This window comes from Methylobacterium radiodurans, assembly GCF_003173735.1.
Lineage (GTDB): Bacteria > Pseudomonadota > Alphaproteobacteria > Rhizobiales > Beijerinckiaceae > Methylobacterium > Methylobacterium radiodurans.
The window spans coordinates 811,190-829,099 of sequence record NZ_CP029551.1 but is presented as its reverse complement, the minus strand read 5'-3'; the positions used below and the strand labels follow the sequence as shown (position 1 = coordinate 829,099).

Sequence of the window (17,910 nt, the reverse complement as noted above, 5' to 3'; positions counted from 1 at the left end):
GTGAAGGAGCCAAGTGCTCACAGCTCCAGTACCAGCCCATCCTCCGCAGCGATGTAGCCGTCGGGCGGATGGGCGATCATCTCAGGGCTCATGTGGGTGAGCATGAGCCGCTTCGGCGCGATCTCCGAGAGGTTGTGGTTGAGCGTCGCCCAGTCGAGGTGGAACTTCACCGGCCGCTCCACCGTGTAGCCCTCGGCGATCATCAGGTCGGCGTCCCGGCCAGCCGGGATCAGCGCGTCGACCCACTGCGTGTCGCCCGTATAGGTCACCACGCGTCCCGCATGGGTGAGCCGCAGGGCGTGCGACGGAGCGCCGGAGGGGTGCTCGACCGCGAAGGCCTCCACCACGACCCGGCCGAACGCCGCCGGGGCGCCGGCCGCGATCTCCCGCACCGTGACCGCGAAGGCCCGCTCCGCCGTGCTGGATCCCGGGAACAGCACCTCCATCGCGGCGGGAAGCCGTTCCCGGATCCCGGGCGGCCCGACGATGGTCAGCGGCGTCGTCCGGCCGCTCACGAGCTGCCCGTCGAGAATCAGCCAGGGCAGGCCGCCGAAATGGTCGCCGTGCAGATGCGTGAGGAACACCGTGTCGATCCCGTTTGGATCGACGCCGAAGCGGCGCATGGCGATGAGGGCGGAGGCTCCGCAATCAATCAGGAAGCCGGTGCCCTCCCCGGCGATGTGGAAGCAGGTGTGCAGGCGCCCGCCCGAGCCGAAGGCGTCGCCGCAACCCAGAACCGTCAGTCGCATGGCCGGACCCTCCGCGTTCCGGGACCAACGCGGCGACGCCCGCCCGCGCTCCCGTGGCTGTTGCACCGCCGCAGGAGATGCGCTGTAGCTCCCCCGCTCACGAATCAGGGGGATCGGGGATGTCGGGCGGTCACGGGGCGATCGAGGGTTCCAACAAGCGGGTAGCGTTGCTGATCTCGGTGCTGGCGCTGTTCCTGGCCTTCAGCGAGACGCTGGGCAAGGCGGCGCAGACCGAGGCGATCGGTGCCAATATCGAGGCCGCCAACCAGTGGGCTTTCTTCCAGGCCCGCACCATCCGCAGCACGGTGCTGAAGACAGCCGACGAGATGGTGGCGCTCGCGCCCCCCGGGCCGAACCAGGAGGCGGTGCAGGCCAAGCGCGCCGAGTGGGCCAAGACCATGGCGCGCTGGGACTCGGAGCCCGCGACCGGCGAGGGCCGCAAGGAACTCGCCGAGAAGGCCAAGGCGAACCAGGAGAAGCGCGACCTCTCGCTCCACCGCTACCACCATTACGAGCTGGCCTCGGCGGCCTTCCAGATCGGCATCGTGCTGGCCTCGGCCCAGGTCATCACCGGCATCGTGGCGCTCGCGGTGGCGGGCGGCCTCCTCGGCGCGGCCGGCGCGGTGATGCTGGGCTTCGGCTTCCTAGCACCCCACGCCCTGCACCTGTTCTGAGAGAGGCCGCCCACAGCAACCGAGGGTGGTTTTAACGGAGCCTTCATAGACCTGGGGCCGCATGGCCGGATGACCTGAACCGCATCCGGACACCGCCTCATGCGCAAGCGTCTCGCCCTGGTCCTGCTCCTGGCAGGCTGCGCCTCCGCCGCGGCGGAGGCCTCCCCGTTCCGTGCGGCCCTCGCAGCGGGCGGCGGCTGCGGCCGGCACCGCGCGCTCGCCGCCGACCTGCTCGGGTCACTCGACGGCGACCCGGTCGCGCGCCCGGGCGAGAGACGGGACGTCGATCTGTTCGGCAAGGCTGCGAGCGCGTGGAGCGAGGCGGAGATCCGTGATGCCGGTGCGGCCTTCGCGGCCTGCGAGGCGCGCCTGTCCGGCGCCCACGCCGATCCGGGGCCGGTGCGCCGCTTCGAGTCAGCCTTGCGCCGGACGGTGATCCTTGCCCGCGCGCTTGAGCCCGCGGAGGAAGTCTCCGAGGTCCCACAGCAGCGCGCGGCCGACGGAAGCGCCCGGACGGCACCCCGTCCAGGCGAGCGCGGCCTGCGCCAGGGCGCCGCCTTCATCCCCGCCAAGGTCACGGCCGGCAAGGCGGGGCCCGGCAGCACGGCCGCGCCTGCGCGCGATCCCAGCCAAATGGCCGCCGAGGCCTTCCGGGACGCGGAGCGAATCGAGCGGGCCGAGACCCCAGCGGCCACATCGGCCGATATGCCGGCCGCAGGGCCGGGGGCTGGGACGGCCAGCGGAGCGAACAGGGAGCGTGGGCCCCAGCTCGCCCTGTCGGCAGCCTTTGGGGCTCCGCGGCATGCGGCGTTCGCGCCCGACGCGGGCGAGCCCCGGCCGGCGGGCAGCCCGAACTGCGCCGTCGGCCTGCGCAGCTTCGAGCTGCTTCAGGCCGACATGCGGATGCCCGAGGTCGAGAGCCTGCTCGGCTGCCGCGGCGCGAGCGACGGCACCGCGACGATCCCGGGGCTCGGCACCTTCGAGACCTATAGCTGGACCGACCGCGGCGGGACCTTCTCGGTGACCCTGGTCTTCCAGGGGCAGCGCCTGAAGTCGAAGGCCCAGCGCGGGCTCGTCAACTGATCATCGGCCGCGCGGCTTGCCCTCGGCCGCCCGGCGCAGGGCGTCGGCGAGCGCGCCAGCCGGATCGGATCTCGCGGCCGGCGCGCGCTCGGCCTGCGGGCGCGGGGCCGGCCGGCCCGCGGCCGGTGCGGGTCCTTCTCGGCGCGCGGGACGCGCCGCCTCGTCCGAGCGCATGCTGAGCGCGATGCGCTTGCGGGCGGCATCGACCTCCAGCACCCGCACCTGCACCACGTCGCCGGGCTTCACCACCTCGCGCGGGTCCTTCACGAAACGGTCGGCCAGCATCGAGATGTGCACCAGCCCATCCTGATGCACGCCGATATCCACGAAGGCGCCGAAGGCCGCGACGTTCGTCACCACACCCTCCAGCCGCATTCCGGGCCGCAGGTCGCCGATCGTCTCGACGCCCTCCGCGAAGGCGGCAGTGCGGAAGCTCGGGCGCGGGTCGCGGCCGGGCTTCTCCAGCTCGGCGATGATGTCGGTGACCGTCGGCAGGCCGAAGCTCTCGTCCACGAAGGCGTTGGGCGCGAGGCCGCGCAGGGTGGCGCCGTCGCCGATCAGGGCCTCGATCGGCCGGCCCGTCGCCGCCAGGATCCGCTTCACCACCGGATAGGCTTCCGGATGGACGCCGGAGGCGTCGAGAGGGTCCGCGCCGCCGCGGATGCGCAGGAAGCCCGCGGCCAGCTCATAGGCCTTCGGCCCGAGGCCCGGCACCTTGCGTAAAGCGGCCCGCTTGGGGAACGGCCCGTTGGCGTCGCGGTGGACGACGATGTTCGAGGCCACCCGCTCCGAAAGGCCCGAGACCCGGGCGAGCAACGGGGCCGAGGCGCTGTTCACGTCGACCCCGACGCTGTTCACGCAATCCTCCACCACCGCGTCGAGGGAGCGGGCGAGCTTTCCGTCCGCCAGATCGTGCTGGTACTGCCCGACGCCGATCGCCTTCGGCTCGATCTTCACCAGCTCGGCCAGCGGGTCCTGCAGCCGCCGGGCGATCGAGACCGCGCCCCGCAGCGTCACGTCGAGGTTCGGCAGCTCGGCCGAGGCGTAGGCCGAGGCCGAGTAGACCGAGGCGCCGGCCTCCGAGACGAGGACCTTGGTGAGCTTGGCGTCGGGGAGCTTGGCGACGAGTTCGGCAGCGAGCCGGTCGGTCTCGCGCGAGGCCGTGCCGTTGCCGACCGCGATCAGCTCGATCTTGTGCGCCAGCACCAGCTTGGCGAGCGCTGCCAGCGCGCCGTTCCAGTCGCGCCGCGGCTCGTGGGGATAGATCGTGTCGATCGCCACCACCTTGCCGGTGGTGTCCACCGCCGCGACCTTCACGCCAGTGCGGTAGCCTGGATCGAGCCCGAGGGTCGGCCGCGCGCCGGCCGGCGCGGCGAGCAGCAGGTCGCGCAGGTTGCGGGCGAAGACCGTGACGGCCCCCTCCTCCGCCACCGCCCAGAGACGCGCGCGGAGATCCGTGTCGGTGGCGGGCTTCAGGCGCTTGCGCCAACACTGCCGCACGCTGTCGAGGAGGAAGCGGTCACCGGGACGGCCCCGGTCGGCGACGCCGAGCACCTGCGCGATCCGCGCCTCCTGCCAGGCGAGCGCACCGGGCCGCGGCTCCTCGCCGTCGGCGATATCGAGGTCCAGCACCTCCTCCTTCTCGCCCCGGAACAGGGCGAGGATGCGGTGCGACGGGAGCTTGGTCAGCGGCTCGGAGAACTCGAAATAGTCGGCAAACTTCTCACCCACCTCGCGTTTGCCCTTGCGAACAGCGGCCGTCATGCGGCCCCGCTGCCAGCCGGTCTCGCGCAGCGATCCGACGAGTTCGGCGCTCTCGCAGGCACGCTCGATGAGGATCGCGCGGGCACCCTCCAGGGCCGCCTCCGCGTCCGGAACATCATTTTTGCCGGCAAATCGACTCGCCTGCACCACGGGATCGAGATCCGGCCGGGCGACGAGAGCCTCGGCCAGCGGCTCCAGCCCGGCCTCGCGGGCGGCGAGCGCCTTGCTGCGGCGCTTGGGCCGGTACGGCAGGTAGAGGTCTTCGAGTCGCGCCTTGGTGTCGGCTCGGGCGATCTGCGCGGCCAGATCCGTGTCGAGCTTGCCCTGCTGGCGGATGCTGTCGAGGATCGCGGTGCGACGCCCTTCGAGGTCGCGCAGGTAGGCAAGGCGCTCCTCGAGCGTGCGCAGCTGGGCGTCGTCCAGCGCGCCGGTGGCCTCCTTGCGGTAGCGGGCGATGAACGGCACCGTGGCGCCGCCGTCGAGGAGATCGACCGCCGCCTTCACCTGGCTCTCGGCCACGCCGAGTTCCGCCGCGATGCGCCCGTTGATGCCGGTCATGGTCCCTCCCTGGCTGGAGGGGGGGTGTGGCGCCGGCCTTGGGCGGGCGTCAAGCCAGGGTCAGTTGAGGCGCAGGATCGCGGCGTTAAGCAAGCTCGCGAAGGCGACCCAGCCGGCATAGGGCACGAGGAGCCAGGCGGCGATCCGGTCGAAGCGCCAGCTCAGCCGGATGGTCCAGAGCACCATCACGAGAAGAGCCACCACCACGACGAGCGCGGCGCCGATCGCGTGGGCGGTGAAGAAGACCGGCGTCCAGGCGGCGTTCAGCACGAGCTGCACCGCGAAGGCCGCGACCGCGAGCCACCAGCCCTGGCGCGCGGGGCCCGTGCGCGGCATCGCGCCGAGCAGCCGCCAGGCCGAGACCGCGATCATCGTGTAGAGGATGGTCCAGGCGACCGGAAACACCCAGTTCGGCGGGTTGAAGCCCGGCTTGTTCAGGCCGGCGTACCAGCCCGGGATCTCGGCCTGCGTCGAGGCGGAGCCGAGGGCGGCGGTGACGACGACCGGCAGGACGGCCACGGCGAGCCGCAGCCCGGGCCGCAGGGCCGGCTCTTCGGGAACGTGGAGGGCGGTGCTCATGCTGGGGCTCGCGCAGGTCGTGTCGGTCGCCCGCCTTGCCGTCCCGGGGCGGATCGTGTCAGGCGCCGTCCACGCCGCCACCTAGCGCGCCGACCGGCGCTCGGGCAGGGGCAGCGACCGAACGGGAGACCGCCATGTCAAGGACCAACGCGCCGCCCGGCCCCGAGGATGCGGACGGGCCGGCGCAGGCGTTCTCCCGCCGCAGCCGCGCCGCGCAGGCGCTCGGCCGGATCGACCCGGTCACCAAGGGCGTGGTGCCGCCGCTCCACGTCGCCACCACCTTCATCCGCGATCCCGACAACGCCTATTCCTCCGGCTTCGCCTACGCGCGGCCCGACAACGCCACCGTGCGCGAGGCCGAGGCCGTGCTGGCGATGCTGGAGGAGGCGCAAGCCGGCGCGCTGCTGTTCGGCTCCGGCATGGCGGCGGCCACCACTGTCTTCGGCGCGCTGGAGCCCGGCGACCACGTGGTGGCGCCCAACGTCATGTACTGGGCCCTGAAGCGCTGGCTGCGCGAGGAGGGGCCGCGCCGCGGCCTCGCGGTCGACTTCGTGGACGCGGAGGATCCGGAACGCCTGCGCGCGGCCGTGCAGCCGGGGCGGACGAAGCTCGTCTGGATCGAGACGCCCGGCAACCCGCTCTGGACCGTCACCGACATCGCGGGCGCGGCCGAGATCGCGCACGCCGCGGGCGCCCGGCTCGCCGTCGACTCCACCGCCGCCTCGCCGGTCCACACCCGGCCGCTCGCGCTCGGCGCCGACCTCGTCATGCATTCGGGCACCAAGATCCTCAACGGGCACTCGGACGTGGTCGCGGGCGTGCTGGCTGCCCGGGAGGCCGACGCCTTCTGGGCTCGGATCGGCGCGATCCGGGCGAGCGGGGGCGCGATCCTCGGGCCGTTCGAGGCCTACCTGCTCACGCGCTCGCTGCGCACCCTGCACCTCCGGGCGGAGCGGCAGGCGGCGGGCGCGATGGACCTCGCGGCCCGGCTGAGCCGCCACCCGCACGTCGCGCGCGTGCTCTATCCGGGCCTGCCCGACGATCCCGGCCACGCGGTCGCCGCCCAGCAGATGGAGAGCGGCTTCGGCTACATGCTGTCGATCCGGGTCCGGGGCGGCGAGGCGGCGGCGATCGCGACCGCCGCCCGGGTCGGGCTGTGGAAGCGAGCGACCTCGCTCGGCGGCGTCGAGAGCCTGATCGAGCACCGCGCCTCGGTCGAGGGGCCGGGCACGCCCTGCCCGCCGGATCTCCTGCGCCTCTCGACCGGCATCGAGGACCCGGACGACCTCTTCGCCGACCTCGACGCGGCGCTCCGGGCGGCCCACACCTAGGTCGCGACGGGGCTCGTCCGTGAGAGCCGGCCACCCTCAGGAACCGCGGATCACAGGATCCGGGTCATCCTCACACCGCGATGAACTTCAGGCGGTGGTCGCGGTAGAGATCGAGGATCGCCGCGGCGGTCTCCTCGATGGAGCGGCGGGTCACGTCGATGGTCGGCCAGCGATTGCGTGTGAAGAGCCGGCGCGAGGCCGTGATCTCGTCGGCGACGGCCGTGCGGTCCACGTAGGTCGTCGACTCGTCCGCCTGCAGGCTGAGGATCCGGTTCTGGCGGATCTGCACGATCCGCTCGGGGCTCGCGAACAGCCCGACGATCAGCGGGCGCCGGGCCCGCTCCAGTTCCGGCGGCAGGGGGACGCCGGGAACGAGGGGCAGGTTCGTGGTCTTCAGCCCGCGGTTCGCCAGGTAGATCGAGGTCGGCGTCTTCGAGGTGCGGCTGACGCCCAGCAGGATCACGTCCGCCTCTTCCAGATCGTGCGGCAGGTTGCCGTCGTCGTGCGCGAGCGTGAAGTTCATCGCGTCGATGCGCTTGAAGTACTCGGCGTTCAGCATGTGCTGGGCGCCGGGCCGCGCCGCGACGGGAGCGCCGAGATAGGATTGCAGCAACGCGTGCACGGGCTGGAGCACCGAGAGGCAGGGCGAGCCGCTCTCGCGGCAGGCGCCTTCGAGCCGCTCGCCGAGGTCGCCGCCGACCAGCGTGTAGAGCACGAGGCCCGGCGCGGCCTTGATCTCGGAGATCACCCGCTCGAGCTGGGAGGCGGAGCGCACCAGCGGGTAGACGTGCTCGATCGCCGAGACGCCCTCGTACTGGGCGGCGGCCGCGCGGCCGACATTGATCAGGGTCTCGCCGGTGGAGTCCGAGACGAGGTGGAGGTGGAAGTAGCTGCGGCTCATCCGGTCGCCTCGGCGCTCCGCGCTTGTCCACCGGGAGCCGTCAGGGGAGTCGATGAATGTGGATAGGATGCCCCGGCGGCGGGGTCCAGCGCCGGCTCCGTCCCGCTCGTCGACTCCGCGCTCAACAGGCACGTCGGCAAACGACCCGGAATCCGGGTGCGTGGGAGAATCCGGGACGCCGGCACGCGTTCCGCGCATCGCCTGCGCCCAAGGCCTTCTGGGGCCGAGCCTATCCCGGACATTAGAGCGAACCTGTTAAAGCCCTCTTAACGTCGCGGCGGCGGGGACGGCCTGTGGACACGGTTGCGGTCCCGTCATCCAGCCTCCAATAGAAAAAACAGAGTCCTAGATTCTCTCTTCTCTTAGATAGGGCCGGTGTGGGGACGGAGCCGTCGCGCTCCCTCCTGCGGGCGGAGCCGAGGACCTCCGAGAGACGGTGCCCTCGGGTGCCGAAGGGTTTTCGCAAGGACGGCGCCGGTCGGGCGCCGCGATCGGGGAGCGGGATGGCAGAGGGTCAGGGGACGAACCGCGAGCGGGACCGGAAGCTCATGCGGGTGCTGGCGGGCGAGGCCGTCTCGCCGGCGCCGGCCTGGATGATGCGGCAGGCCGGGCGCTACCTGCCGGAATACCGCGCCACCCGCGCCGAGGCCGGCTCCTTCCTCGATCTCTGCTACAGCCCGGACTTCGCCGTCGAGGTGACCCTGCAGCCGATCCGCCGCTTCGGCTTCGACGCCGCGATCCTGTTCTCGGACATCCTCGTCGTGCCGCACGCGCTGGGCCAGGACGTGCGCTTCGTGGAGGGCGAGGGGCCCCGTCTCGACCCGATGGCCGGCCGGGCGGAGTTCGACCGCCTGAAGCGGGCCGACGACCCGTCCGTGTTCGGCCATCTCGCCCCCGTCTTCGAGACGGTCGGGCGCTTGCGGGCGGAGCTGCCCGCCGAGACCACGCTGCTCGGCTTCTGCGGCGCGCCCTGGACGGTGGCGAGCTACATGATCGGCGGGCGAGGCACGGCCGACCTCGCCCCCGCCCGGGCGCTCGCCGAGGGTGACACGGCGCTGGTCGACGCGCTGATCGATCGCCTGGTCGCGGTGCAGACGGAATATCTCATTCGCCAGCTCCGGGCCGGGGCCGACGCGGTGCAGATCTTCGAGTCGCATGCCGGCACCCTGCCGCGGGCGATGCCGCGCTCCGGCAGCCCCGTGGAGCCGGTCGGCGACGTCACCGAGAGCGCCCTGCCGGACGAGGCGCCGGAGGACGCGCTGACGCGCTGGTCGCTCCGCCCGATCGCCCGGATGATCGCGGGCATCCGCGCCGAGGTGCCGGACGCCAGGATCATCGTGTTCGCGCGCGGCTCCGGGCTCGACGGCCACGCCCGCGTGGTGCCGGAGACGGGCGCCGACGCCGTCGGCGTCGATTGGGGTGTCGATCTCGCGGCTCTGCGCGCCCGCGTGCCGGCCTCGACCGTGACCCAGGGCAACCTGCACCCCGAGACGCTGATCGCGGGCGGCGACGCGCTGGACGCGGAGGTGGACGCGATCCTGCGGGCGACCGTGGGGAAGCCCCACATCTTCAACCTCGGCCACGGCATCACCCCGCAGACGCCGGTGGCGCATGTCGAGCGGATGCTGGCGCGGCTGCGGGCGGGAGCATGATGCGGAAAAGTGGCCGCCGGTTTTCCGGAGACATCATGCGGGGAGAGAACTGACCGGTGCTCTACGACTGGATCAAGGCGCTCCACATCATCGCGCTGATCGCCTGGATGGCGGCGATGCTCTACCTGCCGCGGCTCTTCGTCTACCACGCGGCGCTGCCGCCGGGCTCGGAGGCGCAATCGGCGACCTTCAAGGTGATGGAGCGGCGCCTGCTCAAGGCGATCATGACGCCCGCCATGATCGCCACCTGGGTCTTCGGCCTGACGCTCGCCTGGATGAGCGGCTACTACGCGAGCCTCTGGCTCCAGCTGAAATTCGTGCTGGTGCTGGCGATGAGCGGCGCGCACGGCTTCCTCGCCCGCGCCGTGAAGGACTTCGCCGCCGACCGGAACACGCGGGGGGACAGGTTCTACCGCGTGATCAACGAGGTGCCGACGCTCCTGATGATCGGCATCGTGATCCTGGCGGTGGTGAAGCCGGGTTTCTGAGGCGGTACCCGGCGGGTTCGGTCCCGCCGGGTGTCCTGCCCGGTTTCAGGCCTGCGGAAAATGCCGGGCCAGCACCTCGCGCACGCGGGCGACCATCTCGGATTCGGGGCAGGAGAACTGCGCGGGCCGCGCGGCCTTCCACTCGGCGTTGCTGGCGATGCTCTCGGCCGCGCGCGCGCCCTCGATCAGGTCCTTGACCTGCACCTCGTTCGCCGCCCGCTCGTTCGAGCCCTGGATGATCGCCACCGGGGCCCGGCGCCGGTCGGCGTACTTCATCTGCGCCTTCATGCCGGCGCCGCCGAGATAGAGCTCGGCCCGGATGTTCTCGGCGCGCAGCGCCGCCACGAGGCGCTGGTAGTCGGCGATGTTCTCGCGGTCGAGCACCAGCACCACCACGGGGCCGGGCTTGGCCGCCCCGCCGAGCAGCGGGCTGCCGACGAGCTGGAGCGCCGAGAACAGGCGCGAGACGCCGATCGAGAAGCCGGTCGCCGGCACCGGCTCGGGCCGGAACCGCCCCACGAGCCCGTCGTAGCGCCCACCGCCCGCGACCGAGCCGAAGCGCACCACCTGGCCCTCCTCGTTGGTCACCGGGAACGTCAGCTCCGCCTCGTAGACGGGGCCCGTGTAGTACTCGAGCCCGCGCACCACGCTGGCATCGGCCCGGATGCGGTCGTGGCCGTAGCCCGCCGCCTCGCAGAGCCGCATGATCGCGTGCAGCTCCGCGATGCCCTCGCGGCCGGTCTCGGATGTGCCGACCACGTCCCGCCAGGAGCCGAAGAACTGCTCCCAGAAGGCCAGCCGGTCGGCGCCCGCGTCCGCCGAGGGCTGGAAGGCCACGTAGGCCAGGATGCGGCGGATCTGCTCCTCGTCGAGGCCAGCGCCCTTGGTGAAGTCGCCGCTCTCGTCCTTGCGGCCGGCGCCCAGCAACTGGCGCACGCCGTCGGCGCCGAGGCGGTCGAGCTTGTCGATGGCGCGGAGCACGGTCAGGCGCTGGCCGGCCCGGTCGTCGCCCGCGAGACCAATCGCCTCCATCACACCGTCGAGCACCTTGCGGTTGTTGACCTTGACGACGAACTGGCCCGCGAGCCCGAGCTTCTCCAGCGTGTCCGCCATCAGCATGCAGGTCTCGGCGTCCGCCGCCACGGAGGCCGCGCCCACGATGTCGGCGTCGAACTGCATGAACTGGCGGAAGCGGCCCGGCCCCGGCTTCTCGTTACGGAAGACGTAGCCGGCCCGAAAACTCCGGTAGGGCTTGGGCAGGCTGTCGTAGTGCTCGGCCACGAACCGGGCGAGTGGCGCTGTCAGATCGTAGCGGAGCGACAGCCAGGACTCGTCGTCGTCCTGGAACGAGAACACGCCCGCGTTCGGCCGGTCGAGATCGGGCAGGAACTTGCCGAGCGACTCCGTGTACTCGACGAAGGGCGTCTCCAGGGCCTCGAAGCCGTAGAGCTCGAAGGTCTCGCGGATGCGCTCCAGCATCCGGTGCTGGGCCGCGATCTCGTCCTCGCGCCGGTCGACGAAGCCGCGCGGCAGGCGGGGCTTCAGGGCGCCGGCCTTCTTCGGGTCGGCCTTCTGGGCTTCGGCCTTGGACATATCGGGACTTCGCTATGTGTAGGAACGCGTTGCCCGGGCTCTAACGCAGGGCGCCCGCGCACGGCAACCGGCGCGGACATGCCCGCCCTCCCCTGCCCCGCTACTCCGGGCTACGCAGTTCGACGTGCCCGACCGCGGAACCTCACGGCTTCGTGAGCTTTGTCCATCATGGTCAGTTCACAGCAACCCGGGCGTCCCCGCGTGGAGCCCTGCCCCGACAAGCCCGGTACGTTCCGCTGGCATATCCGCCTGGAGGACGGCAGCGTCGTTCACGCGCCCTACGCCTTCACGACGCGCGGCGGCGCCGAACTCTCGGCCGATCTCTGGCTGAAGCAGCTGAGCGCTGCGGCGTAGGATCAGGCCGAACCGTTCGCCGGATCTCACCCGGCCGGGACGCGCCTGCCCACGGAGCGCGTGGTGTGCGTCCGGTGCCCAGCGACTGAAAGGCCACGAAGCGGCGCTATCTCAGCAAACGTTGCAGCGTTCGGACCCTGCGTGCCGGCGTGCGCTGGACCCCGGATCACCCTGCACTGCGCTCCGGGCGTCCGCGACAAGGTTGGGAGCTTGTCCGGATGACGGCACTGCGGCCGGCATCGGATGCGTCTGCAGGCGCCTATCGTCCCAGGAACAGCCCTGCCAGCAGGAAGCCCAGGCCCGCGAGCCCGAGCGTGCCCTCGTGCCGGCGTGCGGTTTCGATGAAATGCGCGGCGGCCCCGCCCACGCAGAACAGGGTACCGAGGCTGATGGCCAGGAAATGCATGCCGCCTCCTCAAGAGTGCCAGGACGCGTAAGACATCGCCCCACGGATCAGCCACGCGCGGAACGGGTTAAGCGAAGCAATATTAATGCCGTTTCTCCGGAGGTGTGGGCTGGCGCATGGTTGGGGCAGGATAGGCTCAATCTCCCCCTTGGAATCGGTATGTTAACCATCTCTCCCTCGCGCCTAGCGGGAGGGAAAGCGACGTGGCTGTCGGTACTCAGCGCCTGAATTCCGCGGCTCTCCGGGGAGGCGAGCGCACAAGGATTATGATCCGCGGGGTCGGCGCCGCCCACCGCAACTCCCACGCTCCGCCGTCCCGCACCCGCACCCGCACCCGCACCCTCGCGCCGCATCCGTTGACGATCCCGCGTCCGCGCGCCTAATCACCGGCATGTCCGACATCACCTCCTTCGACGTCGTCGTCATCGGCGGCGGCCATGCCGGCGTCGAGGCCGCCTCCGCCGCTGCCCGCTGCGGCGCGCGCACGGCGCTCGTCACCCATTCGGCGGCCACCATCGGCGCCATGTCCTGCAACCCGGCGATCGGCGGCCTCGGCAAGGGCCATCTCGTGCGGGAGGTCGATGCGCTCGACGGGCTGATGGGCCGGGTCGCGGACGCCGCCGGCATCCAGTTCCGCCTGCTCAACCGCCGCAAGGGACCGGCCGTGCGCGGACCCCGCACCCAGGCCGACCGCAAGCTCTACGCCGCCGCGATGCAGGTGGCGGTCGCCGAGACGCATGGGCTCACGGTGATCGAAGGCGCGTGCGAGGATCTGGTCGTGACGCAGGGCCGCGTCGCGGGCGTGGTGCTGGGGGACGGGCGCACCCGCTCCTGCGGCGCGGTCGTGATCACCACCGGCACCTTCCTGCGCGGGCTGATCCATATCGGTCCGGTTCAGGTGCCGGCCGGCCGCGTCGGCGAGGCGCCCGCAATCGGCCTCGCCCGCACCCTCGATCGGATCGGCTTCCGCCTCGGCCGGCTGAAGACCGGTACGCCCCCGCGCCTCGACGGCACCACCGTCGACTGGGCCGCCCTGGAGATGCAGGAGGCCGACGCCGAGCCGGTGCCGTTCTCGACCTTGACCGAGCGGATCACCACGCCGCAGATCCGCTGCGGCATCACCCGGACGACACAGGGCGTGCACGACCTGATCCGGACGAACCTCCACCTCTCGCCGATGTACTCGGGCGGCATCAGCAGCCGCGGCCCGCGCTACTGCCCGTCGATCGAGGACAAGGTGGTGCGCTTCGGCGACCGCGAGGGGCACCAGATCTTCCTGGAGCCCGAGGGGCTCGATGACCCGACCGTCTACCCGAACGGCATCTCGACCGCCCTGCCCGAGGACGTGCAGCGCGCCATCGTGGCGCTGATCCCGGGCCTGGAGAAGGCCCGCATCGTGCGACCGGGCTACGCCATCGAGTACGACTACGTCGATCCGCGCGAACTCGATACTGGGCTCCAGACCAAGCGCCTGCCCGGCCTGTTCCTCGCCGGCCAGATCAACGGCACCACTGGCTATGAGGAGGCTGCAGCCCAGGGGCTCGTGGCCGGCCTCAACGCGGCCCGTCTCGCGGGCGGCCAGGCAGTCACGGCGTTTGACCGGGCCGAATCCTATCTTGGCGTGATGATCGACGACCTCGTCACCCACGGGGTGAGCGAGCCCTACCGCATGTTCACCTCGCGCTCGGAGTACCGGCTGAGCCTGCGCGTCGACAATGCCGACGAGCGGCTGACCCCGCGCGGCATCGCCCTGGGCTGCGTCGGCGGGACGCGCGCCGCGCATTTCGCCGCCTCCCAGGGGGAGCTTGCCGCCGTTCGAGCCCAGCTCGACGCGCTCAGTCTCACGCCGAGCCAGGCTCGTTCCCACGGGATCGTCCTGAACCAGGACGGCATCCGCCGCAGCGCCTTCCAACTCCTCTCCTATCCCGAACTCGACTGGGCGCGGCTCGCGAGCGTCTGGCCGGAACTCGCCGCGGTGACGCCGCGGATCGCCGAGCGCCTGCGCACGGACGCGACCTACGCGGTCTATCTCGACCGGCAGCAGGCGGACATCGCGGCCTTCCGGCGCGACGAGGCGGTGCGGCTGCCGTCAGGTCTCGACTATGCCCGGATCAGCGGCCTCTCGAACGAGATGCGGCTGAAGCTGGAGGCCGTCAGGCCCGGTACGCTCGGGCAGGCCGCGCGCATCGAGGGCGTGACACCGGCCGCCCTGACCCTGCTGGCGGCTCACGCGCGCCGCGACAACCGCGCGGCGGTGCGCGCCTGATGGCAAGGCTGGATGATCGGGACCGCGTCCTCGCCGAAGCCGGTGTTTCACGTGAAACGGCCGAGCGACTCGATATCTACGTCGCGCAGCTCCGGCGCTGGCAATCGGTCAAGAACCTCGTCGGCCCGGCAACGCTCGCCGAGGTCTGGACCCGCCACGTCGCCGACGCCCTGCAGCTGCTCGCGCTGGCTCCGGATGCACGGCGCTGGCTCGATCTGGGTTCCGGGGCCGGCATCCCGGGGCTGATCCTCGCCATCGCGGGCGGCCCCGATATCAGCGTCGACCTCGTCGAGAGCAACGCGCGCAAATGCGCCTTCCTCACCGAGGCCGCCCGGCTGACCGGCGCGCGGGCGCGGGTCCACGCCGCGCGGATCGAGGCAGTCATCCCGAATTTCCAGGGTGTGGACGTGGTCTGCGCCCGGGCGCTCGCGCCGCTCGAACAGCTCATCGCTTGGACCGAACCGCTGTTGAAATCGGGCACCACCGGCCTGTTTCCGAAAGGGCGCGAGGTCGAAGCGGAATTGACCCGGGCGGCCGCACGGTGGACAGTCGCCTACGACCTCGTTCCGAGCCGAACCGAGTCGATGGCCCGGATCGTGCGGGTCACCGATCTCGCGCCAGCGAGTCACCGATCGAGCCCATGACAAGCGACGTCCTCCCCTCCCCCGTCCAGCCGGCCGCTTCCGCGCGCCCGCTGCGGATCCTCGCGCTCGCCAACCAGAAGGGCGGCGTCGGCAAGACCACGACGGCGATCAACCTGGGCACCGCGCTTGCCGCGATCGGCGAGCAGGTGCTGGTGATCGACCTCGACCCGCAGGGCAACGCCTCGACGGGGCTCGGCATCGACCGGCGCGCCCGGCGCGTCTCGACCTACGAGGTGATGGCCGGCGAGGCGACGCTCGCCCAGGCCGTGGTGCCGACCGCCGTGCCGCGCTTGTCGATCGCGGCCTCCACCATGGACCTGCTCGGCCTCGAGTTGGAGATGGCCCAGAGCCCCGACAGGGCCCACCGCCTGCGCAACGTGCTCAAGGGACTCGCCGACGCGCCGGAGACCGCCGGTTTCAGCTACGTGCTGATCGACTGCCCGCCCTCGCTGAACCTCCTGACCATCAACGCCCTGGTCGCGGCCGACGCCGTGATGGTGCCGCTGCAATGCGAGTTCTTCGCGCTGGAAGGCCTGAGCCAGCTCCTGCGCACCGTCGAGCAGGTGCGCGCCGCGCTCAACCCGAAGCTGACGATCCAGGGTGTCGTGCTGACGATGTTCGATCCCCGCAACAACCTTTCGAACCAGGTGGTGGCGGATGTCCGCAGCTTCATGGGCGAGAAGGTCTACGAGACGATGATCCCGCGCAACGTGCGGATCTCGGAGGCGCCCTCGCACGGCAAGCCGGCGCTGCTCTACGACCTCAAATGCGCGGGGTCCCAGGCCTATCTGCGCCTCGCCTCCGAGGTGATCCAGCGGGAAGGCCGGGTGCCGGCCCCCGCGGCGGCCTGAGCGGCGAAATCCAGGGCGGCGGGTCCCGGTCGATCCAAGGGCGGCGCCGCAGGTTGCGTAACGGAGTGAATGGGTGGCGGTGATGGCGGAAGAGGGCGCACGGCCCCGGCTGGGGCGCGGGCTCGCGGCTCTGATCGGTGATTTCGGCGCGGCAGAACCCGCCGCTGACGGTGCCAAGTCCCCTGCCCCGCAGCGCCGGGTGGCGGTCGAGTTCCTGCGCCCCAACCCGCGCAATCCCCGCCGCCGCTTCAGCGAGACCGATCTCGACGAACTCGCCGTCTCACTGAAGGCGCGCGGGCTGATCCAGCCGATCGTCGTGCGCCCGCTCGCCGACGTGCCGGGCGCATTCGAGATCGTGGCCGGCGAGCGCCGCTGGCGCGCGGCGCAGCGCGCGGGTCTGGACGAAGTTCCGGTGGTCGTCGTGGAGATCGACGACCGCGCCTCGCTCGAATTCGCGATCCTGGAGAACGTGCAGCGCACCGATCTCAACGCGATCGAGGAGGCGGCCGGCTACGAGCGGCTGATGAGTGAGTTCGCCTATAGCCAGCGCGAGCTCGCGGAGATCTTGGGTAAGAGCCGCAGCCATCTCGCCAATACGCTGCGCCTCCTCAACCTGCCACCCACGATCCAGGAGCGGGTGATCGCGGGCGAGATCACCGCGGGCCATGCGCGCGCGCTCCTCGCCGTGCGCGACCCCGAGGCCGTCGGGCGCCGCATCGTGGAGGAGGGGCTGTCGGTCCGCGAGGTGGAGGCGATCGCCGCCGCCGAGGTGCCGGAGCAGGAGGGCCCCCGCCCCGGCCGTCCTCGTGGGGCCGGCGAACGCTCCGAGGAGGTTCGCAGCCTGGAGCGCCGCTTCGCGCGGGCGCTGGGCGTCGGCGTCAGCCTGAAGGCGAAGAACCCGAACGAGGGCGAGATCCGTATCCGCTACCAGACGGCTGAGGAACTCGACGCCCTCTGCCGCCGCTTCCAGATCCCGGACGCGGACTGAGCTGAGCCGCCGTCAGGTGGCGTCGCGTTCGGATTTGGCGCGGTAGAGCGCCCGGTCCGCAGCGGCCAGCAAGGTGTCGACCGTGTCGCCGTCCCGCGCATGCGCGATGCCGACGCTCGCCCCGACCGCGACCGTCTCGCCGGCGAGCGCGATTGGGCCGGCAATTGCCGCACGCAGGTCTACGGCCAGTCGGCCGGCCGCGTCCGGCGTCGGGGCATCGGCGACGACGACGAACTCGTCTCCCCCCGGCCGCGCGGCGAAGACCCGGCGCGCTGCCGCCAGACCCACCAGGCGGCGGCCGATCTCCCGGAGCACCAGATCCCCGGCCTCGTGGCCGAGCCGGTCGTTGATGGGTTTGAAGCGATCGAGGTCGATCGCCAGAGCACAGCAGCCCGTTCCGCCGAGCCGCGCCTCGAGATGCTCGCGCAGATAGAGCCGGTTCGGCAGCTCGGTGAGGGAGTCGTGCCGGGCCGCGTGGCGCAGGCGCTCGGTCGCCGCCTCGCGCTCGGTGATGTCCCGGTCGATGCCGCGATAGCCGCGCAGGCTGCCGTCCGGGTTGAGCAGCGGCACGCCGCTGGTCTCCAGCACGACGATGCGGCCGTCGCTGCGGATGTTGCGGTTCAGGAGGTGGGAGAAACTGCGCTTCTCGGCGACGATCGCCGCGAAGGCGGCCCCGACCCGGGCGGCCTCGTCCGCCGGCATGAAGTCGAAGGGCGTGCGCCCCAGCATCTCCTCCGGCGCGTAGCCGAGCAGGGGAAGGCAGTGGAGCGAGACGTAGGTGTAGCGGCCGGCCGCATCGACCTCCCAGATCCAGTCCGAATTGAGGTCGAGCATCTCCCGCAGGCGCTGAACCTCCCGCTTCAGCGCCGCCAGATCCGGTTCGGGATCGGGCGCGTCGGCCGGTTCACTCTGGCGCTGCCGGAAGAAGTAGGACGACATTGCGTTTGGGCGGATCGAGATGCCGGAAGATTGGACCGAACAGAATTAACGGAGCGTTCGCGGGGCGTCCCCGCGCGCCCGAACTCGCGC

At 71.6% G+C, this 17,910-nt stretch carries 17 protein-coding genes; 10 read left to right on the top strand and 7 right to left on the bottom strand.

The window, feature by feature from the left end; translation table 11 throughout:
- Positions 1-17 precede the first annotated feature (17 nt).
- On the bottom strand, positions 18-749 hold the full coding sequence (locus tag DK427_RS03690) for an MBL fold metallo-hydrolase (RefSeq protein ID WP_109950088.1): 732 nt from the start codon (positions 747-749) through the stop codon (positions 18-20).
- A gap of 119 nt (positions 750-868) precedes the next feature.
- On the opposite strand from DK427_RS03690, the gene DK427_RS03685 reads away from it, so the two are divergent.
- On the top strand, positions 869-1,423 hold the full coding sequence (locus DK427_RS03685; protein ID WP_109950087.1) for a DUF4337 domain-containing protein: 555 nt from the start codon (positions 869-871) through the stop codon (positions 1,421-1,423).
- 99 nt (positions 1,424-1,522) lie between these two features.
- Positions 1,523-2,506 (top strand): hypothetical protein, encoded by a 984-nt coding sequence (locus DK427_RS03680; protein ID WP_109950086.1) that lies wholly within the window; start codon positions 1,523-1,525, stop codon positions 2,504-2,506.
- On the opposite strand, the gene DK427_RS03675 is transcribed toward DK427_RS03680, so the two are convergent.
- Positions 2,507-4,828 carry a Tex family protein gene (locus tag DK427_RS03675; RefSeq protein ID WP_109950085.1) on the bottom strand — a complete coding sequence of 774 codons (2,322 nt, stop codon included), beginning with the start codon at positions 4,826-4,828 and terminating at the stop codon, positions 2,507-2,509.
- 60 nt (positions 4,829-4,888) lie between these two features.
- Entirely contained in the window at positions 4,889-5,407 is a 519-nt protein-coding gene (locus tag DK427_RS03670) for a TspO/MBR family protein (RefSeq protein WP_109950084.1), read from the bottom strand.
- 134 nt (positions 5,408-5,541) lie between these two features.
- On the opposite strand from DK427_RS03670, the gene DK427_RS03665 reads away from it, so the two are divergent.
- Positions 5,542-6,738 (top strand): trans-sulfuration enzyme family protein, encoded by a 1,197-nt coding sequence (locus tag DK427_RS03665; protein ID WP_109950083.1) that lies wholly within the window; start codon positions 5,542-5,544, stop codon positions 6,736-6,738.
- Between the two features lie 70 nt (positions 6,739-6,808).
- Here DK427_RS03665 and DK427_RS03660 read toward each other — a convergent pair whose 3' ends face one another.
- Positions 6,809-7,639 (bottom strand): pyruvate, water dikinase regulatory protein, encoded by an 831-nt coding sequence (locus DK427_RS03660; protein WP_109950082.1) that lies wholly within the window; start codon positions 7,637-7,639, stop codon positions 6,809-6,811.
- Positions 7,640-8,142: 503 nt separating this feature from the next.
- Here DK427_RS03660 and DK427_RS03655 point away from each other — a divergent pair.
- The gene (locus tag DK427_RS03655) at positions 8,143-9,291 is read left to right on the top strand and encodes a uroporphyrinogen decarboxylase (RefSeq protein ID WP_109950081.1); all 1,149 of its coding nucleotides are present in this window, start codon (positions 8,143-8,145) and stop codon (positions 9,289-9,291) included.
- Between the two features lie 56 nt (positions 9,292-9,347).
- Complete coding sequence (hemJ, locus tag DK427_RS03650; protein ID WP_109950080.1) at positions 9,348-9,779, top strand: protoporphyrinogen oxidase HemJ; 432 nt, start codon at positions 9,348-9,350, stop codon at positions 9,777-9,779.
- Between the two features lie 45 nt (positions 9,780-9,824).
- Here the strand turns inward: hemJ and hisS are convergent, their stop codons facing one another.
- Entirely contained in the window at positions 9,825-11,372 is a 1,548-nt protein-coding gene (hisS, locus tag DK427_RS03645) for a histidine--tRNA ligase (protein WP_109950079.1), read from the bottom strand.
- Between the two features lie 168 nt (positions 11,373-11,540).
- On the opposite strand from hisS, the gene DK427_RS25965 reads away from it, so the two are divergent.
- Complete coding sequence (locus tag DK427_RS25965; protein WP_162559645.1) at positions 11,541-11,726, top strand: hypothetical protein; 186 nt, start codon at positions 11,541-11,543, stop codon at positions 11,724-11,726.
- A 259-nt stretch (positions 11,727-11,985) separates the two neighbouring features.
- Here the strand turns inward: DK427_RS25965 and DK427_RS26630 are convergent, their stop codons facing one another.
- Complete coding sequence (locus tag DK427_RS26630; protein WP_204165262.1) at positions 11,986-12,132, bottom strand: hypothetical protein; 147 nt, start codon at positions 12,130-12,132, stop codon at positions 11,986-11,988.
- A gap of 391 nt (positions 12,133-12,523) precedes the next feature.
- On the opposite strand from DK427_RS26630, the gene mnmG reads away from it, so the two are divergent.
- The 4 genes from mnmG (at position 12,524) to DK427_RS03625 (ending at position 16,881) form a co-directional block, all read left to right on the top strand.
- The gene (gene mnmG, locus DK427_RS03640) at positions 12,524-14,398 is read left to right on the top strand and encodes a tRNA uridine-5-carboxymethylaminomethyl(34) synthesis enzyme MnmG (protein ID WP_109950078.1); all 1,875 of its coding nucleotides are present in this window, start codon (positions 12,524-12,526) and stop codon (positions 14,396-14,398) included.
- On the top strand, positions 14,398-15,042 hold the full coding sequence (gene rsmG / locus DK427_RS03635) for a 16S rRNA (guanine(527)-N(7))-methyltransferase RsmG (RefSeq protein WP_109950077.1): 645 nt from the start codon (positions 14,398-14,400) through the stop codon (positions 15,040-15,042). The genes mnmG and rsmG overlap by 1 nt, the downstream gene beginning before the upstream one ends.
- Positions 15,039-15,893 (top strand): ParA family protein, encoded by an 855-nt coding sequence (locus DK427_RS03630; protein WP_109950076.1) that lies wholly within the window; start codon positions 15,039-15,041, stop codon positions 15,891-15,893. The genes rsmG and DK427_RS03630 overlap by 4 nt, the downstream gene beginning before the upstream one ends.
- Positions 15,894-15,975: 82 nt before the next feature.
- On the top strand, positions 15,976-16,881 hold the full coding sequence (locus DK427_RS03625; protein ID WP_109953980.1) for a ParB/RepB/Spo0J family partition protein: 906 nt from the start codon (positions 15,976-15,978) through the stop codon (positions 16,879-16,881).
- 12 nt (positions 16,882-16,893) lie between these two features.
- Here the strand turns inward: DK427_RS03625 and DK427_RS03620 are convergent, their stop codons facing one another.
- Positions 16,894-17,820, bottom strand: coding sequence for a diguanylate cyclase domain-containing protein (locus DK427_RS03620; protein ID WP_109950075.1), 927 nt, complete (start codon positions 17,818-17,820; stop codon positions 16,894-16,896).
- Between the last annotated feature and the right edge of the window lie 90 nt (positions 17,821-17,910).